This is a genomic window from Bacteroidota bacterium (assembly GCA_016699695.1).
Taxonomy (GTDB): domain Bacteria; phylum Bacteroidota; class Bacteroidia; order Bacteroidales; family UBA10428; genus UBA10428.
The window spans coordinates 1066513-1093218 of record CP065006.1 but is presented as its reverse complement, the minus strand read 5'-3'; the positions used below and the strand labels follow the sequence as shown (position 1 = coordinate 1093218).

Sequence of the window (26706 nt, the reverse complement as noted above, 5' to 3'; positions counted from 1 at the left end):
GATCAAAATGTTTCGTCTTTCAGTTTATACTGTGTTATTGTTGCTTACAAGTTTATGTCAGGCACAAACTACCCCGTTTGAAATGGAGCTAAAACAAGCCGATAAACTTGCAAAGGAAGGTAGTTACACCGAAGCTCTGGTGGTTGTGGAGGCTGTAGTAAAAAATGATCCCTTGAATTTGCCAGCACTTGAAAGAAAAGTCAACCTAATGATTCTTGCGGGGAAAGAGAAAGAAATCACCAAAGAGATCAACTCGCTTATTGAAGCATATCCGCAACAACCAGAGTATTATTACCTACGCTCCGTTTTGTACCTTTATAATCAAAGAGGAGCCAAAGCAATTGAAGATTTAATCAGTGCCGAATACTACCAGATGCCCCAACCATATCTCGAAAAAATGTATATCAATCGCGGAAAGGCTTATTTTTATAACGATGAATTCCCACAGGCCGAGGAGGACTTTAAGCAAGCTGTGGAAATTAACCCGCGAAGTGCCACTGCATACCATAGCTGGGGCATGTTAAAATACGAGGAGCAATTGTATGAAGACGCAATTAAATATTTTAATAAAGCAATTCAATTTCAAGACGATAACGCCATCCTTTATTACAACCTTGGTATGTCGTATTTTAAAACTGGCGATAAGAAAAACGCCTGCTACAATTTCAATCGATCCTGCAATTTAAAACATTCCAATGGGTGTAAAATCTATGTGGTAGAATGTTCCGAATAGCATAAACTAATTCAACTATCCTGGCTTCAACAGCCTTATTTGTATGGATATTTCCATCGTCATTGTTAATTATAACGTAAAGCATTTTCTCGAGCAATGCCTGCATTCTGTTTATCGTGCAGTTCATTCCTTGGAGGCTGAAGTTTTTGTGGTAGATAACAACTCAGTCGATGGTTCATGCCAGATGGTAAGAGAAAAATTTCCATGGGTTAAATTAATAGAGAATAATGAGAATCTTGGTTTTTCAAAAGCCAACAATCAAGCTCTCAGGATGGCTACAGGAAGGTATTCTTTGTTGCTCAATCCCGACACTTTTGTACAGGAAGACACTTTTGTAAAATGCATCAATTTTTGCGACAGTCATCCTGATGCAGGAGGCTTAGGGGTTAAAATGATTGATGGACGCGGCGAATTTCTACCCGAGTCGAAACGATCATTGCCTACCCCTGCAGTAGCCTTTTATAAAATATTTGGCTTGTCGGCCCTTTTTCCTCGCTCGAAAGTGTTTGGTAAATACCATCTAGGTTACCTCGATGCCCACCAGACACATTCGGTTCAGATTTTAGCCGGAGCATTTATGATGGTACGCCAAACTGTGCTGGAAAAGATTGGTTTACTCGATGAGAGTTTTTTCATGTACGGCGAGGATATTGACCTTTCATATCGAATTACACAGGCTGGTTATAAGAACTATTATTTTCCTGAAACTACAATCATTCATTATAAAGGCGAGAGTACGAAAAAAGGGAGTATAAACTATGTTATGGTTTTTTATAAGGCCATGAACATTTTTGCCCGCAAGCATTTTACCGCTAAAAACGCCAGATTGTACGCTTTGCTAATTCATTTTGCCATTTATTTCAGGGCAGCTCTGGGAATCATACGGCGGATAGTGCTGAATCTGTTTGAGCCGGTGCTCGATTTTGTCTTTCTCTATTTTGGATTTTACCTTATTGCCTCCTATTGGGAAATGGTGAAGGGCGGATACAATCATTACTTCCCCAGGCATTATTTTACCTTTATTATCCCATTGTACATTTTTACATGGATTTTTAGTCTGTTTATTGCAGGTGGTTACGAAAAGAAAATTAAACCCATTAACCTAATCAAAGGGATTGGTTGGGGAAGTCTGGCAATAATTTTCATATATGCTTTATTGCCCGAGAGTCTCAGGTTTTCGCGCTTTCTGATTTTGGGTGGAACCATTTGGGCTCTTATTATTGTATTTATGGTAAGGGTGTTAGGTACTTTTGTTTTTCCAAAAAACAGAAAACTTGAGCTGGCAGCATTAAGCAGGCAGATTGCTATTGTGGGTGAGCACAATGAAGCAAACAGGGTACTTACCATTTTAAAGGAATCGGGACTTTATTTCGAATATACCGGTCGAATTGGACTTCATCAAAGAGTCCCTGATGACGACGTTATTGGGAGTATTGACCAGCTTGATGAGATTATTGCAATTAATAAAGTAGACGAAATTATCTTTTGTTCTGCCGATATTGCAGCCAGTCATATTATCAATGCCATGCTTACCACTTCCAGTACAGCCACGGCATTTAAAATAGCCCCACCCGAAAGTATTTCAGTTATCGGAAGTAATTCAATACACACCACAGGCGATTTGTATGTAATCGATTTAAATTCGCTTAACAAAGGAATGAACAAAAGAAAAAAAAGGTTGTTTGATCTGGCGTCAGCAAGCCTCCTTTTGTTCTTGAGTCCATTTTTATTTCCTTTCATAAAGAGTTACAAGGGATTTTTAAGAAATGCACTCAAGGTGGTAACCGGAAAGGTTTCGTGGGTTGGCATCAGGATTTCAAACTCCAGCCTTATGGTCAACCACAACGAAATAAAGAAAGGAGTATTAAATCCGGCAGACGGCTTTAAATCTAAGTCTATGTCCGATTCGGTAAAGGAAAGGTTGAATATAAATTATGCAAAAGATTACCGGGTAATCCACGACGTTAAATTAGTAGCACGTAACATTCGGGAACTTGGAAGGAATTTGTAAAAAGGAATAAATGGCAAAAGTTGAAGTGATATTGCCCCAAATGGGCGAAGGTATTATCGAGGCTACCATAACCCGCTGGCTTGTAGCAGTTAACAATAGAGTAGAGTTGGATAATCCGCTTGTAGAGATTGCTACCGATAAAGTTGATTCTGAATTACCGGCACCGGTATCGGGATTAGTTATAAAGCACTTCTTTTCTGAAGGTGAAGTTCCCCGCGTAGGAGATGTGATTGCAATAATAGACGATGGGAAAGAAGTGACTTCAAGCCCTGGAATTGTTGATAAACCAGAAGAGAAAATACCTAAAGGAAAATCCATTCAAAAAAGCAGTCTTGAAAAAAAGATGCCTTCTGCTAAACCCGTTGTCAACCTGCAACAAGCCTCTGTTTCACCATTCATTCGTTTCTTTGCCCAATCAAGAGGGGTTAGTTCAGCCGAACTCAATCAAATTGCTTTGTCGGTTCAACCCCGTAAGCCTGGCACCGAAGATGTATTGCAATACATCAGAGAGGGAAGATTTTTCCGACATACCGAAGATTTTTATTCGCCCAATATAAAAGCAGAACCTAAAAGCGAAATAGAATACACACCCAAAGAGGGCGAAGAAGTAATTGATCTGGACCGAACCCGTATTCTTATTGCCCAGCATATGGTAAAATCTGTGCAAACGGCACCTCATGTTACTTCTTTGGTAGAGGCAGATATCACCAGCATGGTGCTTTGGCGAGAAAAGATAAAAAAACAATTTCAGCAACAGAACAATACCAACTTAACATACACTCCCTTGATTGTCGAGGCTGTAATTCAGGCTCTGAAAGAATTTCCAGGGATTAACGTTTCACTATTGGGGATTGAGAAAATGGTAGTAAAAAAGAATATCAACATTGGAATTGCTACTGCACTGCCCGATGGAAACCTGATAGTGCCTGTGTTAAAGAATGCCGACAGACTTAACCTTGCATCGCTTGCTGCCGGTATTAACGATATGACCAGCAGGGCTCGCGAAGGCAAATTGTTGCCTGGCGAAACAACCGGAGGAACCTTTACCATTACCAACCTCGGTTCATTTGGCAATGTATCGGGTACGCCTATTATTAACCAACCTGAATCTGCCATACTGGCTGTTGGTGCTATACAAAAGAAACCATGGGTTATCTACAATCAGGGTACACCGGGTATTGGCATTCGCGATATTGTTACTTTATCGCTCAGTTATGACCATCGTATTATCGATGGTGCTCTGGGAGGAGCTTTCCTATCAAGAATAGGGCAGATTATTCAGGGTTTTAATCTAGAGAGAAGTAATTAAAATAACCCTTCAGACCTCTTTTATCAACATATTGAAAGCAAACCCTTTCAGATAAGGTTTTTATTTTTATTTTTGTTTAAAAACCAACCTTAACTCTTTCAATGAAACACATACAAGCAGGTCTGTCGAAGTTATCATTTCTTTTAGTTTTTCTTTCCAGTATCGCTTTTTCTCAGCAAACAATTAATGTGAAGGAGTTTTTTGTAGAGGCGGAATCCTTCTTCCTTTTCGAAGAATACTCCGATGCTCTGCCACTCTATCAGCGCATCTTAAGTGTCGACCCTGAGAATTACAACATTGTCTATAAGGTTGGTATCTGTTATCTGAACGATCCTTATCAAAAAGAAAAGTCCGTCAAGTACCTGCTCGATGCCTCTAACCATATAAGCACCGATTACAAGCCAAATTCCATTAAAGAACGAATGGCGCCACCGGAAGTCTTGTATTACCTTGGACAGGCATACAGGGCCACCCGACAACTCGATAAAGCCATTGAGTCTTATAATAATTTTAAAGATATTGCCGATCCGGAAGAGTTTGATTTTTCCATCATTGATTCGGAAATTGCATCCTGCCATGTGGCAAAAAAAATGATAAAGTCGTCGGTATACGCCAACCGATTCAGTGTGGGCGAGCCAATTAATTCGCGTTTTGCCGACATTAACCCTGTACTTTCAGGCGATGGCCGCTCCCTTGTTTTTAACCGCAAACTGCAATTTTACGATGCAGTATTCATTTCCACACTCGACTCTGCAGGGCAGTGGTCTGAGCCCTATAACCTTACACCTGATTTTGGCCTCGACGGAAATTCTTATGTTACCGGAATTACTTACAACGGCGATGAAATATTTGTTTACCGCAGCGACAATTTTGATGGCAATATCTATTCTAGCAAGCGGATTGGCATTCATTGGCAAGCATTAGTCAGGCTTAACGAGCATATCAACACCAAGTATTGGGAATCTTCTGCCTCACCCTCACCAGATGGCACACAACTTTATTTTACATCCAACCGTAAGGATGGTTTTGGAGGTCTCGATATTTACCGGTCCACAAAGGGATCCGATGGACAATGGCGAGCACCTGTTAACCTCGGGCCAATTGTGAATTCTCCATATAACGATGATGCTCCTTTTCTTTCGCCCAAGGGTGATATGTTGTATTTTACTTCTCTGGGCCACGATGGAATGGGAGGCTATGATATCTTTATTTCAGCTAAAACAGGCGATAATAAATGGAGTAAACCAGTTAATATTGGATATCCGGTTAACACAACCGGCGATGAAATGATGTTTTGTCCGGTAAGCAAAAATGAAATTACCGGTATTTATGCATACTTCGATCAGAACAGTAGTTATGGACTGAAAGATATATATTGGGCCGAAGTGTATAACTCCATTTTACCGCGTTCTTTTACCCTGAAAGGTAATGTAGCCATGCCTGCCGGATTGAGTTCAAACGCGGGCATTACAGCAACACTGGTGGATGATGCTACAGGCAAAATAGTAGCCCAGGTTCCTGTCGATTCCACAGGAGCCTTTAACATGGTTGCCACTCAGGGAAGCTATCAGCTTGTCATCGACGGGCAGGGAATTAATCCTGTAAGTTCACCTGTTGAGCTGGATGTGAATAGCGATAAATCATTAATCGCACTTGGTCTGATAACCGCCACTGCAGCCAGTAAAGGCGAAGTATTTGCTACAACGGACTCAAAACCAGAACTGAAAGTAGTGGGCGGGAACAATATAGTAGCCACAACTGCTCCAGTAGCCATTGCACTTAAAGTTGAGAAAGGAAGCGATTTAACAGCCGAACACTTTGTCAATGGAGAATTGGTGAATTCCGAAAAATTCTATCTTGCCAAAGATGAATTTACCTACAATTTTACGCCCGAACCAGGCGAAAATATTGTTGTGTTTACTATAACCGATAAGCAAGGCAATACCAGTGAGCAAAGAGTAGTTGTTAATTATAATCCGGAAGTGATTGAGCCAATTGCCGATGCAAGCGTATCTGAAAAATCTACTGCCCTGCCAGAAGTAGCTTTGATAGCAGCAGCAGGTGGTTTACAAACCTATTTACTTTCTCTTGGCGATGCTGATTATGATTCCAAAGCCGAATTGTACGAAATGCTTATTGCCAATGCTGATGAAAACAATTATACAGTTGAGGATGTAAATGAACTTTTCGCCATAATGCTCACTCAACGTAATAAAGAGGAGTACCTTTCTCAATACACTGTCGCCGATCCTTTTACAGAGCTTCAGTTGGCCGATTCTGTCATAGAACCCCTTGAGATGCCTTTAGCTATTTCATTGACAAGCCTTCAAACATTCCCTGCTTCGGGAAATGAAATACACGTAGGTTTAATAAGCATTGTACCTTATACTGCATCGAGCGACAAAGAGTTTGATTACCTTCTTTCGTTTAGTGATTCAGTTTTTACTGCCGGAAGTTATTCAGTGCCTGCAAACGATGCCGAAGCATGGACAATGCTGCAAACAATGGATGGTGCCGAAGGTGCTTCCTATGCTGTAAACCTGGCTTCATCCACGCAAGAGCTTAATTACTATTATCAGAATATTCTTGCGAGCAGTGATGGAAAAATGCTGGAGATGCTAAAAGCCATTGATTTTAAAACGAACAATCTGATTAATTCAATTGATTTGGTGAATCACCTTATGGCAGTTTCTCCTCAATATGGCATTGGTAACAGCGAATTAATCGACAACCTGGAGAAAGCACAAAACCAACAGGATATAAACCTGGTTGATTTCCAAAATGCCCTAGCTGCTGCAAGTACAGGCAAACTAAAAAGCGTTATTGAGGAACTAGATCTGGAAGCAGATGATATAAACACCTATGAAGAATTGTTTAACGTATTGCTTGCCAAATCAAAAACCGAAGGGTATTCTTCCAGCGAAGTTTACGATCTGATGTTAAGCATGCTTGAATATGCCACTGTTGAAGAATTGGCTGTAGCTATGAATTCCTCATCAAACGGTCAGTTGAATGAGGTCTTTAAGTCGGTTGATTTAAAACAATTCTCCTCTCAGCTTGAGCTTATTCAATATTTACTTGCGCATTCGGGTGAGTACGATTATACTGAATCGGATATCAACAATTTATTGCTACGCATGCTGCTCGAGAAAGGCATAAGCAATTACCTCGAAACTGAACAGGAGAAGAAAAGCGAAAAACTCATCATGCGCAGAAGGATGATAACTACTATCATACTCGTAAATGGCCTTATTGTTATATTCTTAATATTGTTTGCTCGTCGTCGTAAGAAGAAAAAAGATAGTATGCAAAATGGCAATTAATTCAAAGATATCGATTCTGCTGTGCGTTATATCTTTCCATATCAATGGGCTTTATGCTCAGATATGGATCGATCAGGAATCGATCTACGAGGAAGCTGAAGGATATCTCGAAGGCAAGGAACCGGAAGAGGCTCTTTCTCTTTATAAATTGATTGAAAAGAAGGGAATTTCCAATTCAAACATAAGCTACAAAATGGGCTTATGTTATTTTATGCAAGAAGGCCTGTCGAGGCAATCTATTCCTTATTTCGAGAGTGCCGTTGCAAATCTTACTAAAGACTATAGTTCGTCCATTTATCAAACAAAAGCTCCCTATGAGGCTTTAATCTATTTAGGACGAGCCTATCGTGCCGACAATCGCTTTGATAAAGCAGAAGAGTGCCTGCAACAAATGTTTGATGCACATATCAACGAGGAGCTTGACCTTAAGGCGAAGCATTATTTACAGCAAGTCCAGTATGCACGCCTTTTTACTTCGCAACCTGGCAGTGCAAGACTTGTGGATATAAACGATAACAGTGCCTATTCGGTCTATAACCCCATTGTTTTGTCTGATAAACAGGTGTTTTATATGGAGTCCCGTCCATTTTATGAAGCTGTGCTTTCAGGCGCTATACTCGACAATGTGCTTATTGAGAGTGAGAATCTTTCTCCCATGATCGGTACCGATGAGGATTTGATACTCACAAGTGCCTCTTATTCTGGTGATCAATTGATTTTTGTGGCTTATGTTCCGGGTAAAGGAAACGAATTGTATTACAGCCAGAAGGTAGATGAAAAATGGACTACTGCTACTGCCTTTTCCGACCCGATAAATAGTCCATCGAACGAAAACTTTGCATCCCTTTCTGCGGCTTGTGATATTCTTTATTTTAGCAGCAACCGCCCGGGAGGGGTTGGAGGTAGCGATATTTACATGGCACTCCCAGACGAAAACAAAATATTTGACAAGGTGCAAAACCTTGGCCCAATAGTGAATACTCCTTACGACGAGGAACTTTGTTATGTGTCACCAGACGGAAATACCTTGTTTATTAATTCCGAAGGATCTATCAATATAGGAGAATCGGATTATTTTGTTACAACCAAAGATGACAACGGAAACTGGAATGTACCCGTTAATTTGGGCTTACCTGTGTCTACAACCGATTTCGATAACTTTCTTTCACCTTCTCCGTCAGGCGATTTGTATTTGAGTCGCTACAGCGCTGAGATGGCTGGTAAGCAAGGTATTTACAGGGCTACTCCAACATCAGGTGCTGACTTGCGAAAAGTTATAGTGAATTCACAGCTCGATTTTACCGGACAAATGGAGCCTAAAGCTGTGCAGTATTCGATTACCAACACAGCCAACGGAGAATTAGTGAAGCAATCGCAAACCGATCTTCTGGGTGCAACCACCAACATTCTTACCGAAGGTACTTATCTATACTCCTTTGTATACAATGACGAACTGATTGCACGACAAAAAGTTGTGATTACACCTGATTTTCCGGCAGATGAGCTCAATCCGGAACCTCCCGTATGGGAATACATGAATTTAAAATTAGAAATCACCGAAATAGTTTTGCAGGATATTCTTTTTGAATTTAACAGTACAAAACTCGATTACCGGTATAGGCCTATGCTCGACTCCCTCTTGATGGAACTCCAGAAAGATCAAACAATTCAAATCATTATCGAAGGATACAGCGATGTGATTGGCAAAAAGGAGTATAACGAAATTTTGTCGCTAAAGCGGGCACAAACTGTGAAAGAATACTTCGTGAAAAATGGTGTGGCTGACAGCAGAATATCCATCCAGGGTAAAGGCCCAGTGAACCCTGTTGCGATTAATACAAATGACGATGGCTCTGATAATCCAGAAGGTCGAAAATACAACAGGCGGGTGAACCTGCAATTGGATACTAATCAGGCTAAGTTTGTAATTCGTCGGGTCAATATTGTACCCACCGAATTATTGGTTAAATAGAAGCTTGAGTGTTTTCTATTGTGATCAGAGATCATAAGCATTTTGTATTCTGTACACCTGCTAAAAATACTTTAGACCCTAATGGGTATTTTCTGCAGGCTTTTTATTTAAATTTGTTTTCGAGCCAAAACATTTACACCTTTTTGTCTGTCATTTCTAAAAGATTAGCCATAGTAAGGTGTTTTGGTCGGCTACCAGATAAAACTAAATCCTATGAAAAGAACATTGTTTCTGCTATTATTCAGTCTTTGTTTAAGCACTGTCGATGCACAAAAGAAAGAGATTTCGTTAAAAGAATACTTTGCCGATGCACAATTCTTCTTTACACAGGAAGCCTATATCGATGCTTTGAGCGATTATCAGCAGGTTTACGCCATGGGTTATGAGAACAATGCGAATATCAATTATCATATCGGAGTGTGTTATTTAAATATCCCAGGGCAGAAATTTAAATCCATACCTTATCTTGAAAAGGCTACACTAAATGCATCCTTAAAATACCGCGAATCGACATTAAACGAAGTTTATGCACCTCTGGATGCCTATTTGTACCTTGGCAACGCCTATCGTATAGATAATCAATTAGATACAGCCATAGCCCGTTACAAAACATACCTGGGCTTGATTTCTGAGAAATCGCAAGTTGAGAAGGACTATGTCAACAAGCAAATAGAATCGTGTCTGATAGCCAAAGAATACATGGATAACCCCGTTCCGGTTTCCTTTAATAACATGGGAAGTCTTATTAACACCAGCAGTTCCAATTATAACCCTGTTTTATCGGGCGATGGCAATACACTCGTGTACATGATTAAACTGCCTTTTTACGAAGCGGTTTTTATGTCGCAGAAACGTGGTAAAAACTGGTCGCGACCTGTCAATATCACCCCCCAATTGATGTCTGATGGAGACCAGACAATAACAGGTATTTCTTATGATGGAAAGACTATATTATTGGCTAAGGCTGATGTATTCGACAGCGATATTTATTACAGCGAATTTGTTGAAGGACAGTGGTCGAAATCCAAATCCATTAGTAAAAATATCAATACAAAATTCTGGGAGACAGAAGCCAGTTTTTCTGCTGATGGTAAGGTTATTTACTTTAGCAGCAACCGAAAAGGCGATGGTACCATGGACCTCTATAAATCGGTTCTGGGTACTGATGGCGACTGGGGTATGCCGGTGAACCTGGGAGAAGGTGTGAACACTCCACTCAACGAAGCTTCTCCATTTGTAACTGCCGATGGTAAAAGACTTTATTTTGCCTCGCAGGGGCATCGCGGTATGGGTGGATATGACCTGTACTTTGCAGAGTGGAACGATACTTCCTGGACCAACCCTCAGAACCTAAATTACCCATTTTCTACAACCGACGAGGACATGTTTTTTTACCCATTTAAGAATGGAGAAATTGGATATGTATACAAAATTCTCGAAAATGGCTATGGGGTTTACGATATCTATGAGGTAACACTGGTAGAACAAAAAGAGGAACCTGAACTTATTGAGCCGGTATCTGAACCCATTGCTCTTGTTGTTGAACCAACCGAAATAAAAACCGATTCTGTAATCAAGCCAGAGCCTGCTGTAATTGAACTCCGACCTATTCTATTTGGTTTCGACCGATCGGTAATACAAAACGATACCTTGAGTGGACTGGCGTTTCTTGCCCAATTGCTATTAGACAATCCGCAAATGAAGATGCGTCTGAGCGGACATACCGATGCGCTTGGCTCTGAAACTTACAACCAATATCTATCGGAGCGCAGGGCCAAAACCATTGCTAATTATTTTATTGGCAAAGGTGTTTCATCTAAACAGTTAGAGGTTATTGGAATGGGCGAAAAAAGTTTTGTTGCGCAAAACACAACCAGCAGTGGTGACGATAACCCTGAAGGAAGAAAATACAACCGGCGGGTTGAATTAGAGTTAATTCAGTACCCTACAGACAAATACCTGGTTAAGAGCATCAATATCGTGCCCGATAATTACCGACTAGCGAAACCCTAAGAAATAAACAGCCTACCTCTTTCTACATCAAACATGCACTTTTGTCTAGGAGGTAGGCTGTTTATTCGTATGACTTAAATTTCATGAGTTCACGAAATGAAATTTTATAGTCGAATTCCGATTTAAATCAATCGGGACTGAAAGCGGGTGCGCTGGTAAATACCCGCCCCATGAGGCGAATAAAGTAAAATCCTTTGCAGATAACCCGTCAGCTTGCTTCAGGGAGCTTCATTATTTTCTATGAACTTATTGTGAGAGTTTGAGGGATAAGTCTTTGTCTGAAAAGACTTATCTACAACATCTTATCAACAAGCCACTAATTTAAGGAGCGTCAAATATGGTCATCTAATATATTGTATTACAATTTATTAGGAATTTTATTCCACTGTAAAAGGCCATTGTTTATTATTTAAAGTGTTCTACTTGCTATTGACAGTGGAAAGATATGTCCTATTTTCACTAAATTTAGGTATTCATAACATATGTATCCATGAGAGGTTTTTTACTTTTCGCAACCATTTTGGTTATATTTTCTTCGCTTAGAGCACAGGAAACTTCTTCGCCTGAGGAGTTATTCGACGATGCCCAATACTTTTTTAATAGAAAAGATTACAAGGAAGCAGTATTTTTCTTTAAAAAACTACTTGAGGTAAAACCGAACAATGCAAATTTTAATTTTAAGGCCGGCGAATGCTATTTAAATATCCCCGGGCAGGAACATCTGGCTGTGCCTTATTTCGAAAAAGCGTGCCTGCATACAGTGCCTAAAAACCAATACAAAGATCGCGATTATAACGAAAGCAAAGCCCCCTTACATGCCTATTACTATTTGGGCAATGCATACCGTATGGCCGAACAGCTGGAATCGGCATTAAAAGCCTACAACAAGTTTATCGATTCGCCCTATTTTTATGGCAATTATAATCTGGCAGTGGTAGAGCAAGAAATAAAGTCGTGCGAACGGGCTAAAATTATTCAAGATTCACCCATCGACATGGTCCGCACACAAATGGGTGAACCCATAAGTAGTTCTTCCAGCGAGTTTAATCCGGTCATTTCTTTCGATAACCAAACCTTTGTATTTGTGAGGGGGCTAAAGTTCTACGATGCTGTATTTGTATCCCGTTTGGTTGATAACCAATGGTCAGAACCAGTGAACATTAATCCTGAAATAGGCTCCGACGGAGAGTATTATCCTACCGGAATCAACAGCAATGGTACTATGATTTTGTTTGTTCAGGTTAACACCGATAATTCCGACATCTTCTTCTCACAATTCGATGGTCAAACCTGGAGCAAGTTGCAGAAGCTACCTGGTAAGGTGAATTCTATAGCCAACGAGTCGTTTGCAAGTTTTGGTGCAGACGATAAAACTATATATTTAGTCAGCAACCGAAATGGGGGAAGAGGCGGAAAAGATATCTGGATAAGCTCACTATCTGAATCTGGCGAATGGAGTAAACCCAAAAATTTGGGTAAAACTGTTAACACCAAGCTCGAAGAAGAGTCGCCTGTTTACTGCCACGAAACAGGAGCTCTGTTTTTTAGTTCGCAAGGGCATTACAACATGGGAGGTTTCGATATATTTTATTCGCACAAGAAGAATAACCAATGGTCTATCCCACGAAATGTAGGATATCCATTGAACACTACCCGCGACAATTTAAACTTTATAGTAAACGGGAAATGCAATACGGGATATTATTCAATCATAGACCAGGAATCAGGTGTATCGGATATTTTTCTCATCGAATTGAAGTCGACATTGTCGATTCCTGGATTATATCCATAGTGAATGAAGGATTTTAGAATAATACAAGGATTTATTGCCTGTTCTTTATTTATTTCTCTTTCAGGCAATGCACAGTATTCCGATGCGGAAAAGAAGATTTTTGTAAAAGCCGAAAAATTTCTCGAAGAAAAAGATTACTCCTTTGCACTCGAACAGTATTTATTATTGCTTCCTGCGCAAGTGAGCAACGCAAATGTAAATTATCGGATTGGGCAATGTTATATGAATTTGCTTGGTCAGGAGAGAAATGCACTTTCTTACCTTCAGAAAGCGGAGAAAAGCATCGATGAAAACTATATCCCCGGAAGCTTTACTAGCGATGCTGCTCATCCTGAAGCATTACTTCTGCTGGGCGAATCTTATATGCGGGAGGAAATGACAGTAGAAGCTGCAAAAGCTTATCAGGACTATCGGAATTATGTATTAAACAATCCCCAGCAACTGGCTATTGTCGATGAGCAGATTCGAGCGCTTGGCATTACTGAGTCGGAAGAAAATCAAAATTCGCGTGAGGTATTGCTCACGAATATGGGCGACAAGATTAATACTGCAGCCTCAGAATACAATATTGTTTATAGTGGAGATATGAAAACGATGGCTTTTACGCGTTACGATAAGCGCAAAGACGTCATTTTTGTGTCTTTCTTGCGCAATGGCCAATGGACCGAACCCATGGATATTAGTTCGCAGATAAATTCACAGGGTGATATGTATGTAACAGCTCTATCTTACAATGGCCAGGAACTTTATGCAGTAATGCTAACAGAATTTGATGCTGACTTGTATGTTTCTACCCTAACAGATGGTAAGTGGAGTATGGCAAGCAATTTGGGTCGTAATGTAAACTCGAAGTACATCGAGAGCAGTGCCAGTATAAGTGCAGATGGAAATACTCTCTTTTTTGCCAGCGACCGTGCTGGAGGGGTGGGTGGTTTTGACCTTTATTATTCCACTAAGGCAGAAGGAAAATGGGATAAGGCTCAGGGAATAGGAGAAGTAGTGAATTCAAAATCGAACGAAGAATCTCCTTTTATCACCGAGAGTGGCAATGCACTTTACTTTAGTTCCGATCGATCTGGGTCTATTGGCCGTATGGATATATACCTTTCAACTCGCGAAGGCAATGGTGATAACTGGACCGCTCCAGAAAACCTGGGTATGCCTTATAACTCAGTCGAAGACGATATAGCTTTTCGCTTTTACAATCAATACAATAAGGGCTATCTGGCTCGGGATTTACCGGGAGGATTTGGGAAACTGGATATATACCTGATTCAAAGTGGTGCTGACCGCCAGCGCGAAATGGCCGACTATATAAAATCGCAAAAGCCAAAGGAAACTGAAACAAAAAAAGCAGAGGTTACTACTTCGCCAGTTGCGCAACAATCTAAAGAACCAACAGAGAAGACAATTCCTGTAGTAGCTACTGCTGCTGTGCTTGCTGTTGCAACTCCAGTTGCGGAGGAGAAAAAAGCCGAACCTGTCGTAGCAGTAAAGGTAACCTCCGAACCTTCGAAAACAGAATCTACTGTTCAGGTTAAAAAGACAGAACCAGAACTACCGAAAAAACCTACCCCTGCTAAGAGTGCAGAAAATAAAGTGGTAGAGCCGGTTGTAAAGCCACTATCCGGAAATTATGCTATTCAAATACTGGCATTGACACATCCTGTAGAAGTAGAAAAACTAAAGGGTGTGGACAAGGGTTCTTTGGCAGTTGTACACTGCAAAGATGGCTATACGCGCTATCTGGTTGGGCATTATTCTTCACAGGAAGAAGCTATTTCGGACTTGCGTTTGTATTTCACGAAGGGATACAAAGATGCATTTATTCGAAGCACCCAGGAAATTGAAAAGTTGAAATAGCGATGCCAGTCAATCAGCCTTTTCAGATTATTTTAAGGGCCCTGGAGCCTGAAGACATCGAATACCTTTATCGTTGGGAAAACGACCCTCAAACCTGGAAAGTCAGCAATACCATTTCCCCTTTTTCACGCAGTGTGCTAAATCGCTATATCGAGAATGCCCACCTCGATATTTTTCAAACCCGGCAGCTCAGGCTTATGATAGATGTAAAGGAAGATTCCCTTACAAAAACTGTAGGCGCCATTGACCTGTTCGATTTCGAACCTCTGCATTTGAGGGTAGGGGCGGGGATACTTATTGGCGAAGCTGCAGAGCGTGGGAAAGGTTATGCGCAGGAATCGCTTAAGAAGCTTTGTGAATATGCCTTCGAGGTTATGCAACTGCACCAGGTATATTGCAACATTATGGCCAATAATGAGGCAAGCCTGAAGCTTTTTCAACAACTTGGTTTTGAACAAACTGGCAATAAAAAAGAATGGATAAAAACCCCTGAAGGCTATGTTGATGAATGGATATTGCAAAAGATTAATCCCCGCGACCGGGTATAAACAAACTATTGCAGTTCGCGGTATTCTGGTATTGTATTCATGAACTCCATCTTTCCCTCTGCATTTCGTTTTAAGAAAAAATGGTTCATTCCATTTGTAATAAGCAGATAGGGGGCTGAAACGCTGGTGTTGTATGCAAAAATCTGGTCGAACACTGCCTGATTGATACTTACGGCCGGAGCCTTGCATTCGAGCAATACCAGCGGTAAATTCTGGCGAGAATAGATCAAACCGTCATACCGTCTTTTGAGGCGGTTTACCCGCAAGCCCGCCTCAATAGAAATCAATCCATTCGGAAAGCCTTTCTCAGTTACCAGGTACTTTAAAATATTTTGTCTCACCCACTCTTCAGGGGTAAGCACTACAAAACACCTTCGGATTTCGTCGAATATTTCCTTTTTTGAGCCTTTATTTTGAATATTAAAGCTATACAACGGAAGATTTAGTGCCTGCATATCCTTAGGTGATCATTCGGTTCGAATGCCCGAAAAATACTAATCTTTTTCCTATTTTAGCAGCCATAAAACTTCGAAATGACTTTTGAGTCTATACTTTCCGATCTGAAACAAAAGAAGTATGCCCCCATTTATTTTCTCATGGGTGAGGAGTCTTATTTTATTGATAAGATAACCGATTACATTGCAGCCAATGTATTAAAAGAAGAAGAAAAAGCCTTTAATCAGACGGTGCTTTATGGAAAAGATGTTGACATAGTGAGTGTAATCAATGCGGCCAAGCGTTACCCGATGATGGCGCAACACCAGGTAATAATTGTGAAAGAGGCCCAAAACATTAACTCTATCGACGATTTGGTGTATTATGCCGAACATCCTTTGAAATCGACCCTCCTGGTACTTAATTACAAATATAAAACACTCGACAAGCGCAAAAAACTCTTTAAAATACTCGAAAAGGATGCGGTATTGTTCGAGTCGAAAAAACTTTATGACGATAAAGTGCCCGATTGGATTACAAAATACTGCCAGTCGGGAGGATTCTCCATTCAGCCTACCGCAGCCTTGTTGCTCACCGAATTTCTGGGGTCAGATCTCAATAAGATTGCCATGGAAATCGATAAACTTACCATTACCCTTGCGGCTGGCGAAAAGCTCATCACCTCGGTACATATCGAAGAAAATATTGGCATTAGCAAAGATTTTAACAACATTGAACTTCAGAATGCTTTGGTGCGTCGCGATCACCTGAAGGTTTACCGTATTGTCGACCATTTTGCACGCAATCAGCGCGACAATCCTCTCGTGGTTACCCTTGCCATATTATATAGTTTTTTTAATAAGGTAATTGTCTACCATAAACTTTCCGATAAATCCAAGCTATCGGTGGCGGCAGCACTAAAAATAAATCCCTATTTCGTACCCGAATACCAGAAGGCTGCCAGTAGGTTCTCTTTTGAGAAATCGGCAGAAATTATCTCGCAACTTCGCCAGTACGACCTGAAATCGAAGGGCGTTGGAAATATTTCTGCCTCGCCCGGAGATTTATTGAAGGAGCTGGCCTTTAAAATTCTTAATTAGTATACTGTAACACATTAGCACATGACTATTGTATTAATCATTATCACCGTTGCAATATCGGTTCTGGCTTTTCAGAACAGAAGCATGTTTATCCGGCTTCAGTTCAACCCCTACCAGGTATTTCATCGCAGAGAATACTACCGGATTTTGTCGCATGGTTTTATTCATGCCAACTGGTGGCACCTATTTGTAAACATGTTTGTGTTGTATTTTTTTGGCAGCACGGTCGAACTCTATCTTGGCCAGCTGGCTGCCAATGGAATCATCCGTTACCCGGTGCTGATTTTTATTGTGTTTTATCTTTTGGCGATAGTATTTGCAGCCTCCATGTCGCTGTATCGTCATCGTGACGATCCGTGGTACAATTCTGTGGGGGCTTCAGGAGCTGTATCGGCTGTACTTTTTTTCAGTATCTTTTTCGATCCTTGGAACATGATTGGGGTTTATTTTATCCCGGTACCCGGAATTATTTTCGCCGTGCTTTATGTAGCCTATTCGCATTACCAGTCGAAACGAGGTGGCGACAATATTGCCCACGATGCGCATTTATTGGGTGCTGTATTTGGTTTTGTGTTCCCCTTATTTCTTGAACTTGAGCTGATCAGGCATTTTATATCCAAATTGCTCATGTATGCCTAAATACCTTTGCTATCAGGGAGATATGGTGGCGGCAGATAAGCCCTTGTTGTTTGCCGATAACAGGGCATTTTGCTATGGCGATGGCTTTTTCGAAACAATCCGGTGTGCCAATTCAGAACCATTGTTTTTTCACAGGCATTACGCACGCATTCTTCGAACTCTGGCCTTATTAAACATGCAAATGCCTGCTGATTTTACTGCAGAGTATTTTCGATTTCAAATACACAGGTTGTTGCAAAAGAACCGCATTTACAAGGCAGCCCGCATCAGGCTTGTCTTATTTCGCGTTCCGGGGGGCTTTTATGCTCCTGCATTAAAGGATGTCCAATACCTTATCACTTGCGAGCCGCTAAGTCAGGAGAAGTTTCAACTACCAGAAAAAGGGTTAAATGTAGAGGTGTATGAGGAGATTAAGAAACCCATCAACAAGCTTTCGGCTTTTAAACATAGCAGTGCCATGTTTTACGTAATGGCAGGTATCTGGAAAAATGAAAATGCATTGGACGATTGCCTGCTATTGAATGAGGAGGATAAGCTTATCGAAGGTTTATCGTCGAATTTGTTTTTGGTAAAAAATCGAATAATTTATGCAACAACAGCCGAATGTGGCTGTGTAGCAGGAACCATGAGGGAAACCATTCTCGAACTAGCTCACAATCAAAAGCTGCCTGTTAAAGAGGTTGAAGGCTTCGGTATCAACCATATACTCGAAGCCGATGAGTTGTGGCTTACCAATGCCATACAAGGCATCAGACATGTTGGAGCCTTTCGGAACAGGCGATACTTTCATCGCATGGCTGAGATGCTTACCCACCGGCTAAACGAATTGGCTGGACTTTAAATAGCAGGGTAGAGAAGGTTTACTAGTTCATCTCGGGGTCTTCCGGGAAGTTCGACCACATCTCGTATTTTTTTCCTTTGCTTTGCAGGTGGCGTTTCCAGTAATTGCGGTTCATGGGAGCCATAATTTCTTCCGGGCTGAGTTCGGATATTAACCATGCACTTTGTTCAAGTTCCTCTTCGAGCTGGTTAGCCGACCAACCCGAATATCCAAGGAAGAACTTTATCTGGCTGTTGGAAATATTACCCGATGCAATAAGCTTCTCTACCACCTCAAAATCGCCCCCCCAGAAAACATTTCCAATGACCCTGTTGCTGTTGGGAATAATATCGCCCAGAGTGTGTATGTAATGCAGTGTATTGGTATTCACTGGACCACCCAATGAGAGTGATGCGTTGGTTTTAGGAAAATTCTCTACAATTTCGCTGATAGCAATGTCCACAGGTTTATTCAGCACAAATCCAACTGTTCCTTCCGATTCCGAATGCTCTGTAATCAGCACAATGGATCGCTTGAAATAGTTGTCCGTTAAGAAAGGTTCTGATATGAGCACTTTACCTTTCTGCGGTTCCTGTCTGTTGTCGGGTTCGAAGAAATTGTAATTTAAAATCATTCTCAGCTTGGTTTTGAACGACCCGCCATGGTGCATTCGCAATTATTTGGTAAAAATAGACGAAAAAGAACAAAAGAACTTTACCAAATTGTTAATATTCCCTTATTTTACAAAACAAGCGGTGATTACCACTTAAAAAAACAGTATGAGTGCAAAGGCAACCAAGCAAATTTCTTTTTTTTCGGCCATGGTGCCAGTATTGTTCCTCGTTGTTTTTTTAACCCTTAACGTACTGCTCTTTGGCGACGATACCCTTTCGGGGTCGAATCAGATTATCCTTTTATTGGCCTCCGTCTTAGCTTCGGTCATTGCTTACCGGCATGGCGTGCAGTGGACCCAGATTAAATCGCGCATCCTTCACAGTATCGACAAAGCTATGCCAGCCATGTTGATTTTACTGCTTATTGGTTCCCTGGCGGGTACCTGGTTATTGAGTGGGGTAATACCAGCCATGATTTTTTATGGGTTGGAGATTATACACCCCAAAGTTTTTTTACTCACGGTGATTGTGGTATGCTGCATGGTGTCGTTGGCCACTGGATCGTCTTGGTCTACTGTAGCCACAATTGGGGTCGCCTTTCTGGGTATCGGCAATGCTCTGGGTTTTCATGAGGGCCTGGTGGCAGGCGCGGTTATTTCGGGTGCCTATTTTGGCGATAAAATGTCTCCCTTGTCCGATACCACCAACCTTGCCCCGGCCGTTGCAGGTACCGATTTGTTTACGCATGTGCGCTACATGACAATTACAACTATTCCTTCGATTCTTATTGCTATCTTAATTTTTACAATAATTGGATTTAATATTGAATTACAAAACACCGAAGCCAATGTTGCACAGGTAACGAAAGCCATCAGTGATTCCTTTTTTATCTCGCCTGTTTTACTTTTAGTACCTGTTATTCTCATGGTAGTGATTTTAAAAAAAGTACCCCCGCTACCTGCCTTAATGGCCGGAACCCTTCTGGGTGGTGTATTTGCACTCATTTTTCAACGAGGTATTGTGTTGGAAATAGGCTCTATCGATGGCAATAATTCTATAGAAGGAATTAAAAATTTCTTTGGCAGTCTGTTTCCTCATGCCGATGGCACCTATTTTTTTGCATCGTATAAGTCATTTATGCAGGCCATGTTTGGAAATTTGCACATTGAATCGGATAATGAAATCGTAAAAGAGTTGTTTACAACCACAGGTATGGCCGGCATGTTAAATACCGTATGGCTGATAATATCTGCGATGGTTTATGGAGGCACCATGCAAGCTGGAGGTATGCTGGCACGAATTACTTCTGCAATAATTAAACGGGCCAAATCTACAGGCTCATTGATCGCCTCTACCATCGGATCTTCAATCTTCTTTAATATCACTGCCAGCGACCAGTATATTTCTATTCTTGTGCCGGGTGAGATGTTTGCCGAAAGTTACAAGAAGAGAGGGTTGAAGCCAGAAGTGCTAAGCCGCACCCTCGAAGATGGGGGTACCCTCACCTCCGTGCTGGTTCCATGGAATACATGCGGGGCTACCCAGGCTAAGGTTTTGGGTGTATCGACATGGACTTATTTGCCGTATTGCTTTTTTAACCTGGTTAATCCTTTGGTGGCTATAACCATCGGGTACCTTGGTTATAAAATACGGCACATAGACAAAGGAAGTACTGCTGAAAAGAAGAATGAATAGTGGGCAGCAAAAGAGAGGTTAATCGTTTGATTAATCGAGTATTACTATTTTTAGGGTTTATTTTTCTTCTTTTTATTTTTTGAAGATTCTTTTCCAGTAAGGTCTTTTTTGTCGAATTTCAGACTGAAAGTGGTATTCCAGTTGTTTTTTTTTATGAGTTCGAGTACATGCGACTCGAAAATTTGTTTGATAATTAGTTCAGTAACATCCGGGTAATCAACCTCTACCCGGTAATCGGAGTCGACCCAGTTTTGTATTTTTCCAATTTTGCTTTCATTTAGTTTTTTAATAACCGGCACCCCCATACTTTTCAGAGCAGCCGCATTGCATTGCTGCTCATATTGTCCTTTCATAGGCACTACCATTAATTTTTTGCCCATGTGCAAGGCTTCAGCCGGGCCCTCGAACCCAGCTCCACATAAAAGGCCTGCACTTTTTCGCAGACTTTCGATATACAATTCGTTGGTTATCGGAAAAACCTTTATATCGCCATGCTCAGAGCTTTTCTTTGTATGCTTCGAAAAAATATGCCATTTCGTACCCTTTACTTCTGAAAGAAGTGTAACCAGTTTATCGTCGCCGTAAGCAGGAAGATATACAGTGTAATGCCCTTTGTTACTAAGTTTGGCCTGGCGTATTTCGCTGCGTATGATGGGTGTAAAAATAGTAGGCGAATAACGGCTGAAGTGCAATCCGAATTGCATGTTCGAGGGAGCATAATTTTTCAGAATAAACCTGCCCATTAAGTCGGTAGTTTTTGGTTTCGGCGCATTCGGATTGAGCACAGCCGACTGGTGACTAAACGCCACACAAGGCACTTTCTTTTTATAGCAGGCCCATGCCGAAACGGGTTCGAAATCGTTGATTACAAAATCATAATCTTCAACAGGAACACTCTTAATCTCTTCGCGCAATTTTTTGATGTTGGCTTTGACATAGGTATTCCACATATCGACCCCACCCTTTTTGCCAAAAATAAAACTTAATCCACGGTAATTGTATTTTACTTCGAATGGCAGTTTTACATCGGCCTGGTAGCCAGACACAAGAATGTCAACTTCACAAAACTTTTTTAAGGCTGGCACAACATCGCGTGCCCGGCTCAGATGTCCGTTTCCGGTACCTTGTATGGCATAGAGTATTTTCACTTGAGTAGGGAATTCGTTTTTATTCGTTGGGAACAATGAGAAGGTAAGTAGCGTTGGAGTACATTTTGTCTTCTCATCGATTTGTGTGTTTAATTCTGAAACTCCTTTAACATCTGGTTGAACAACTCTTTGTTATCGAGATCAGCAGGAGAAGAAAAATCCTCGTCTACCCCGCCATTGTTGGTTAGCAGCTTGTTGTCGTCGAGGTACCGGTATATTTTCCACTTACCCTTTTTATATTCAAGGGCAGTAAGGTTTTCAATCCAGTCGCCCGAGTTGAGGTAACGGATTGTTTTCCCGTGATTATCCTTCACAATGCGGTCATCGGGGTGATGGATGTGCCCGCATATAATGTAATCGAAACCTTTCTGAATGGCCAGCTGCGCGGCAGTTTCCTCGAAATTATTAATGTATTTTACGGCCGATTTTACATTGTCTTTGATTTTTTTCGAGAGCGATACTTTGCCTCTGCCAAAGAGACTGCTGGTTTTATTAATGAAAATATTCAAGAGAATCAGGGCATCGTAACTAATCGCACCTAGTTTGGCAAGCCACCGCGAATATTGCATGATCACATCAAACACATCGCCATGGAAAATCCAGGCTTTTTTGCCATCTAGTTCGAGTTCGAGTTTATTGACAATGTGAAAATTTCCCATGCTTAATCCGGCAAATTTGCGCAAGGTTTCATCGTGGTTTCCGGTGACGTAATATACTTTGGTACCTTTGGCAGACAGATTTAAAATTTGCTTTATCACCTTCATGTGAGGGTTGGGCCAGTATCGCTTCGAAAACTGCCAGATGTCGATTATATCGCCATTGAGAATTAGGGTTTCGGGATGGATACTTTTCAGGTACCGGTTGAGTTCTCGGGCATGGCATCCATAGGTTCCCAAGTGAACATCGGAAATAACTGCGATCTCAACTTTTCGACGTGTTTTATTCATGCAGCTTTTATGAATGGAAGGTAATGAGTCCAAATTCCACAATTCAAGGTACAAAATTCTTTTATCTCTGTAACCTAATTCCCTTCTCTTAATGCCAACGCTAAGGAATAAAAATATAAAGCTTTCTGATTTAATTTTGCGTTAAGTAATTGTTACTTATTTCTTTTTAAGCCTTATAAGACAAGGAACCCTGAATTATAGCATCAAAGTATTTATTCACCAAAGAACATTCGTCTTGCCACAGGAGATAACTGATGGGTGTCGAGTAGTACCAGATAATCGATGGTTTTAAAGGCCCTGTCGATGGCTGGGTAACTTATTACAGTAGCACCATAGCGCAGGTACATGCCCAGTAGCGGGGGCATTTCTATCTCGGGCTGGTTGGCTATTAGTTTGTTGGCACGAATGGTATACTCTGGCTGGGTGCCTATCAGGAAGTTTTTATCGAGGTGACCTGCATCTTTAAGCTGTTGCCAGAGTTTTATACCTTCCAGGTCATCTTGGCTTTTTAGCGAGCAGCAACCAAATAGATACCGTTTTTCGGTGTACTGGGCATAACGTGCAATACCACACCAGAGCAGGTACAATGTTTTTTTGTTACGAAAATCGCGTGCAATACAGGCACGGCCTAATTCTGCTGCATTTTCAATTATCGAAACCGGCAATGAATCAAGCACAAACTCATCGTTGGAATAAAAACCTTTACCTTCTTTAGCAATATCGTAAGACTGCATCCGGTAGGTGCCAATAATTTTTTGGCTAGCTTTTTCAATAATAATTAAATGGTGGCACTGCTGGTCGAAATCATCTTCGTCGCGCAGGGTTTGAAAAGAAGATTGCAAGCCTTCTCCCATTTCAAGGTTAAACACTTCGAAGCGAAGTTTTAAGGCTTCGTCGAGTTCAATCGGGGTTCTGGCAAGTCTGGTAATGTATAGTTCATCTTCAATGATAAACTGGGGAATGGTACTTTGGTTGTAGTTACTATTTTTATCCTGAAGGGTTTTCAGATACATAGATTAATTTTTAGTACCTGGCGAAGGTACAACCTGCATATTAGTAAATTGTGAAGTGTATATTAATAAAAGTAAAGCATTACAGCCTTTAAAATTAAATAATTGCAATACATCAGTCAAGAGTATGGGCAGGTTCTGATGCTATGGCGAAGGAAATGTTAGCGAAGGCTGTATTATTGAAGTGGTTTGAACTTATTTGGGTTGACCTTGCACATTATCTCATACGCCATTTCAAAAAGGTCGTCGGCAATGGGGTTCGAATAATAATCGCCATCGGAAGTATAAGCCGGCCGGTGGTCGCGACCGGAGAGGGTACGAGGTGCCATTTCGAGGTAATCAAAGCCGCCTTGCTCTTCGAGCACTTTCTGCATCATGTAAGCCGAAGCACCTCCGGGTACATCTTCGTCCATAAAAATAATCTTGTGGGTTCGTTTCAATGATTCTACAATCGAATGGTTGATATCGAAGGGAAGTAGTGTTTGTGCATCTATCAAATCGATAAATATGCCAAATTCTTCGAGTTGCAAGGCTGCCTCATGTGCCACACGTACGCTCGAACCATAGGTTACCACGGTAATGTCGTCGCCATTGCAGATAAATTCAGGCACTCCGAGGGCGATTTTAAATTCGCCAAGGTTTTGGGGCATGGGCTCCTTCAGGCGATAGGCATTGAGTGGCTCAATGATGATGGCCGGGTCTTGTCCTTCGAGCAGCATATTGTAAAATCCTGCCGCCTGAGTCATGTTGCGGGGCACACATAAATATATTCCGCGCAGGGCATTTATTATCATGCCTATGGGCGAACCGGCATGCCAGATTCCTTCGAGCCTGTGCCCACGGGTACTTACAATAAGGGGTGCCGATTGGCCGGCGGTAGTGCGCCAGTGAAGGGTTGCCAGATCATCGCTGAGGGTTTGCAGGCCGTAAAGCAGGTAATCGAGGTATTGGATTTCGGCAATGGGCCTGAATCCCCTCAGGGCTAATCCTATACCTTTGCCCATAATGCTTGTTTCGCGAATGCCAGTATCGAAAATGCGGCTTATGCCATATTTTTCCTGCAAGCCTTCGTAAGTTTGGTTAACACCGCCAATCTTACCTACATCTTCGCCAAAGGCAACCAGTTTGGGGTATTTGGCAAACAGTTTGTCGAAGTTGTCGCGAATAATCAGCCTGCCTGGCACCTCTTCAGGTTTTTCTGGGTATAGGGGTGGTACTCCTTCCTGGTGAAGTACCGATTTTTCATTCTCCGAATAGACTCCTGAGCTGTATTGTTCAAAATTCATCGACCTGTTTTGTGCCAGCCAGGACTTAATTTTTTCCTGTAGGTCCTCGCGCTCTGGACAATCGCTGCACACGAACCTTAAAAGTTTTCTGGCGGCAGAAGTAATGTCTTTTCTTAATGGGGTTTCGGTGTGTTCGAGGTTACGAACCAAGATTGAAAGTTTATCAATTCCTTCGTTCCTACACGCACATCTTCGGTTTTTAATAATCGCCATCAGCTCCTGCTTGTGCTGATTGATGGGCTTCCGGAAACCTTTCCATGCAATTTCACGTGCTTTATTCACTTCTGTGCTGGCTTCAGCTTCAATGGCGTTGAGTTGTGCTGCTGTTGCGAGTTTCTTTTGAAGAATCAATTCGCGCAATTTTGCAAGACCGTCATATTCCTTTTCCCATTCGAGCCGTTCGGCCGATTTGTAGCGTTCATGCGAGCCCGAAGTAGAATGCCCAAGGGGTTGGGTAATTTCGTCGATATGAAACAGCACCGGCACATGGTGCTTGCGAGCCTGGGCTATACCTTCGCTAAAGATATCGAAGAGCCCTTCATAATCCCAGCCTTTACCGCGGTAAATGAGCAATCCGTTCGACTTATCTTTTTTCTCAAAACCGCTGAGTGCTTCCGAGATGCTGCCTTTTATGGTTTGTTTTTCTTTTTCTACCGAAATGCCATAGCCATCATCCCACACGCAGGTTACCAAGGGTACTTGCAACACACCTGCTGCGTTCAGTATTTCAAAAAAGTGTCCCTCGGAAGTGCTTGCATCACCAATAGTGGCAAAAACAACCTCGTTTCCTTTGTTCGAAAAAGTAGTTTCGTCATGCAGGGTTTTATTGTGTCTATAAATTTTCGATGCCAGTGCCAGGCCAATCGAACGGGGCATCTGGCCGGCTGTAGGGGATAAATCGGCAGCAGAGTTCTTTTGCGCCATCAGGTCGATCCATTCGCCATTTTCTTTAAGGATGCGCGAACCAAAATGGTTGTTAAACGAACGACCACCATTGGAAGGGTTTTGCTCGATGTTGGTAGCCCCGTAGAGTTGGTAAAAAAATTCTTCGAGCGTAAACATTTCTGTGGCGAGCATCAGCGTCTGGTCGCGGTAGTAACCCGATCGCCAGTCGCCTTTTTCGAAAAAATGTGCCAGCACCAGCTGAGGAATTTCTTTGCCATCGCCAAAAATTCCAAATTTTGCCTTTCCGGTAAGTACTTCTTTACGGCCAGCCATGCTCAAATAGCGGCTTTGCCATCCGGTTTTATAATCGCGAAGAATTTGGTCTTTGGTTGCAGGAAGTGAATGTGCGCTCTTGGTCATATTATTTTTTTATCAAGTATGGAACAATCGAGCAGGCTTGTTGTTTAACAAATATAGCAACAATAGAGCTTGAATATACGTTTGTGTTGTTTTGCAAACTAAGATATAGAATGACAGGATTGATTAATTTTGTAAAAAATTGA

Annotated in this window: 19 protein-coding genes; 13 read left to right on the top strand and 6 right to left on the bottom strand. The window is 41.5% G+C overall.

Going from position 1 to position 26706, the window contains the following annotated elements; all coding sequences use genetic code 11:
• Positions 1-7 precede the first annotated feature (7 nt).
• The 9 genes from IPM71_04565 to IPM71_04525 all read left to right on the top strand — a co-directional run bounded on the left by IPM71_04565 (position 8) and on the right by IPM71_04525 (position 15564).
• On the top strand, positions 8-733 hold the full coding sequence (locus IPM71_04565) for a tetratricopeptide repeat protein (GenBank protein QQS52008.1): 726 nt from the start codon (positions 8-10) through the stop codon (positions 731-733).
• A gap of 43 nt (positions 734-776) precedes the next feature.
• Positions 777-2744 carry a glycosyltransferase gene (locus IPM71_04560; protein QQS52007.1) on the top strand — a complete coding sequence of 656 codons (1968 nt, stop codon included), beginning with the start codon at positions 777-779 and terminating at the stop codon, positions 2742-2744.
• 10 nt (positions 2745-2754) lie between these two features.
• Positions 2755-4053 carry a 2-oxo acid dehydrogenase subunit E2 gene (locus IPM71_04555; GenBank protein QQS52006.1) on the top strand — a complete coding sequence of 433 codons (1299 nt, stop codon included), beginning with the start codon at positions 2755-2757 and terminating at the stop codon, positions 4051-4053.
• Between the two features lie 101 nt (positions 4054-4154).
• Positions 4155-7376 (top strand): PD40 domain-containing protein, encoded by a 3222-nt coding sequence (locus tag IPM71_04550; GenBank protein ID QQS52005.1) that lies wholly within the window; start codon positions 4155-4157, stop codon positions 7374-7376.
• On the top strand, positions 7366-9348 hold the full coding sequence (locus IPM71_04545; GenBank protein QQS52004.1) for an OmpA family protein: 1983 nt from the start codon (positions 7366-7368) through the stop codon (positions 9346-9348). Before IPM71_04550 ends, IPM71_04545 begins: the two co-directional genes overlap by 11 nt.
• A gap of 213 nt (positions 9349-9561) precedes the next feature.
• Positions 9562-11361, top strand: coding sequence for a PD40 domain-containing protein (locus tag IPM71_04540; GenBank protein ID QQS52003.1), 1800 nt, complete (start codon positions 9562-9564; stop codon positions 11359-11361).
• Positions 11362-11851: 490 nt separating this feature from the next.
• Positions 11852-13153 carry a PD40 domain-containing protein gene (locus tag IPM71_04535; GenBank protein QQS52002.1) on the top strand — a complete coding sequence of 434 codons (1302 nt, stop codon included), beginning with the start codon at positions 11852-11854 and terminating at the stop codon, positions 13151-13153.
• Between the two features lie 3 nt (positions 13154-13156).
• The gene (locus tag IPM71_04530) at positions 13157-15016 is read left to right on the top strand and encodes a PD40 domain-containing protein (GenBank protein ID QQS52001.1); all 1860 of its coding nucleotides are present in this window, start codon (positions 13157-13159) and stop codon (positions 15014-15016) included.
• 2 nt (positions 15017-15018) lie between these two features.
• Complete coding sequence (locus IPM71_04525) at positions 15019-15564, top strand: GNAT family N-acetyltransferase (protein ID QQS52000.1); 546 nt, start codon at positions 15019-15021, stop codon at positions 15562-15564.
• A 5-nt stretch (positions 15565-15569) separates the two neighbouring features.
• On the opposite strand, the gene IPM71_04520 is transcribed toward IPM71_04525, so the two are convergent.
• The gene (locus IPM71_04520; protein QQS51999.1) at positions 15570-16019 is read right to left on the bottom strand and encodes a type I restriction enzyme HsdR N-terminal domain-containing protein; all 450 of its coding nucleotides are present in this window, start codon (positions 16017-16019) and stop codon (positions 15570-15572) included.
• 78 nt (positions 16020-16097) lie between these two features.
• Here IPM71_04520 and holA point away from each other — a divergent pair, with 78 nt between their 5' ends.
• Genes holA through IPM71_04505 form a run of 3 tightly spaced genes read left to right on the top strand, consistent with a single transcriptional unit; the run spans position 16098 to position 18579 of the window.
• A complete protein-coding gene (holA, locus tag IPM71_04515) occupies positions 16098-17099 on the top strand; it encodes a DNA polymerase III subunit delta (protein QQS51998.1) in 1002 nt (333 codons plus the stop codon).
• Between the two features lie 21 nt (positions 17100-17120).
• Positions 17121-17738 carry a rhomboid family intramembrane serine protease gene (locus IPM71_04510; protein QQS51997.1) on the top strand — a complete coding sequence of 206 codons (618 nt, stop codon included), beginning with the start codon at positions 17121-17123 and terminating at the stop codon, positions 17736-17738.
• Complete coding sequence (locus tag IPM71_04505; protein ID QQS51996.1) at positions 17731-18579, top strand: aminotransferase class IV; 849 nt, start codon at positions 17731-17733, stop codon at positions 18577-18579. Before IPM71_04510 ends, IPM71_04505 begins: the two co-directional genes overlap by 8 nt.
• Before the next feature lie 22 nt (positions 18580-18601).
• Here the strand turns inward: IPM71_04505 and IPM71_04500 are convergent, their stop codons facing one another.
• A complete protein-coding gene (locus tag IPM71_04500; GenBank protein QQS51995.1) occupies positions 18602-19192 on the bottom strand; it encodes a YqgE/AlgH family protein in 591 nt (196 codons plus the stop codon).
• 145 nt (positions 19193-19337) lie between these two features.
• Here IPM71_04500 and nhaC point away from each other — a divergent pair, with 145 nt between their 5' ends.
• On the top strand, positions 19338-20867 hold the full coding sequence (gene nhaC, locus IPM71_04495) for a Na+/H+ antiporter NhaC (GenBank protein QQS51994.1): 1530 nt from the start codon (positions 19338-19340) through the stop codon (positions 20865-20867).
• Positions 20868-20917: 50 nt separating this feature from the next.
• Here the strand turns inward: nhaC and IPM71_04490 are convergent, their stop codons facing one another.
• From IPM71_04490 to IPM71_04475, 4 genes are all read right to left on the bottom strand, one after another.
• Positions 20918-22015, bottom strand: coding sequence for a glycosyl transferase (locus tag IPM71_04490; GenBank protein QQS51993.1), 1098 nt, complete (start codon positions 22013-22015; stop codon positions 20918-20920).
• A gap of 89 nt (positions 22016-22104) precedes the next feature.
• The gene (locus tag IPM71_04485) at positions 22105-22962 is read right to left on the bottom strand and encodes a UDP-2,3-diacylglucosamine diphosphatase (protein ID QQS51992.1); all 858 of its coding nucleotides are present in this window, start codon (positions 22960-22962) and stop codon (positions 22105-22107) included.
• A 212-nt stretch (positions 22963-23174) separates the two neighbouring features.
• A complete protein-coding gene (locus tag IPM71_04480) occupies positions 23175-23975 on the bottom strand; it encodes a GNAT family N-acetyltransferase (protein QQS51991.1) in 801 nt (266 codons plus the stop codon).
• A gap of 173 nt (positions 23976-24148) precedes the next feature.
• Positions 24149-26563, bottom strand: a complete 2415-nt coding sequence (locus IPM71_04475; GenBank protein QQS51990.1) for a transketolase — start codon at positions 26561-26563, stop codon at positions 24149-24151.
• Positions 26564-26706: the final 143 nt, after the last annotated feature.

Bases quoted from the DNA above. Each gene is read 5' to 3' on its own strand.
- holA (QQS51998.1), top strand. From the start codon at position 16,098: ATGACTTTTGAGTCTATACTTTCCGATCTGAAACAAAAGAAGTATGCC.
- IPM71_04480 (QQS51991.1), bottom strand. From the start codon at position 23,975: ATGTATCTGAAAACCCTTCAGGATAAAAATAGTAACTACAACCAAAGT.
- IPM71_04505 (QQS51996.1), top strand. From the start codon at position 17,731: ATGCCTAAATACCTTTGCTATCAGGGAGATATGGTGGCGGCAGATAAG.
- IPM71_04535 (QQS52002.1), top strand. From the start codon at position 11,852: ATGAGAGGTTTTTTACTTTTCGCAACCATTTTGGTTATATTTTCTTCG.
- nhaC (QQS51994.1), top strand. From the start codon at position 19,338: ATGAGTGCAAAGGCAACCAAGCAAATTTCTTTTTTTTCGGCCATGGTG.
- IPM71_04510 (QQS51997.1), top strand. From the start codon at position 17,121: ATGACTATTGTATTAATCATTATCACCGTTGCAATATCGGTTCTGGCT.
- IPM71_04520 (QQS51999.1), bottom strand. From the start codon at position 16,019: ATGCAGGCACTAAATCTTCCGTTGTATAGCTTTAATATTCAAAATAAA.
- IPM71_04565 (QQS52008.1), top strand. From the start codon at position 8: ATGTTTCGTCTTTCAGTTTATACTGTGTTATTGTTGCTTACAAGTTTA.
- IPM71_04540 (QQS52003.1), top strand. From the start codon at position 9,562: ATGAAAAGAACATTGTTTCTGCTATTATTCAGTCTTTGTTTAAGCACT.
- IPM71_04525 (QQS52000.1), top strand. From the start codon at position 15,019: ATGCCAGTCAATCAGCCTTTTCAGATTATTTTAAGGGCCCTGGAGCCT.
- IPM71_04485 (QQS51992.1), bottom strand. From the start codon at position 22,962: ATGAATAAAACACGTCGAAAAGTTGAGATCGCAGTTATTTCCGATGTT.
- IPM71_04500 (QQS51995.1), bottom strand. From the start codon at position 19,192: ATGATTTTAAATTACAATTTCTTCGAACCCGACAACAGACAGGAACCG.
- IPM71_04545 (QQS52004.1), top strand. From the start codon at position 7,366: ATGGCAATTAATTCAAAGATATCGATTCTGCTGTGCGTTATATCTTTC.
- IPM71_04475 (QQS51990.1), bottom strand. From the start codon at position 26,563: ATGACCAAGAGCGCACATTCACTTCCTGCAACCAAAGACCAAATTCTT.
- IPM71_04560 (QQS52007.1), top strand. From the start codon at position 777: ATGGATATTTCCATCGTCATTGTTAATTATAACGTAAAGCATTTTCTC.
- IPM71_04530 (QQS52001.1), top strand. From the start codon at position 13,157: ATGAAGGATTTTAGAATAATACAAGGATTTATTGCCTGTTCTTTATTT.
- IPM71_04550 (QQS52005.1), top strand. From the start codon at position 4,155: ATGAAACACATACAAGCAGGTCTGTCGAAGTTATCATTTCTTTTAGTT.
- IPM71_04555 (QQS52006.1), top strand. From the start codon at position 2,755: ATGGCAAAAGTTGAAGTGATATTGCCCCAAATGGGCGAAGGTATTATC.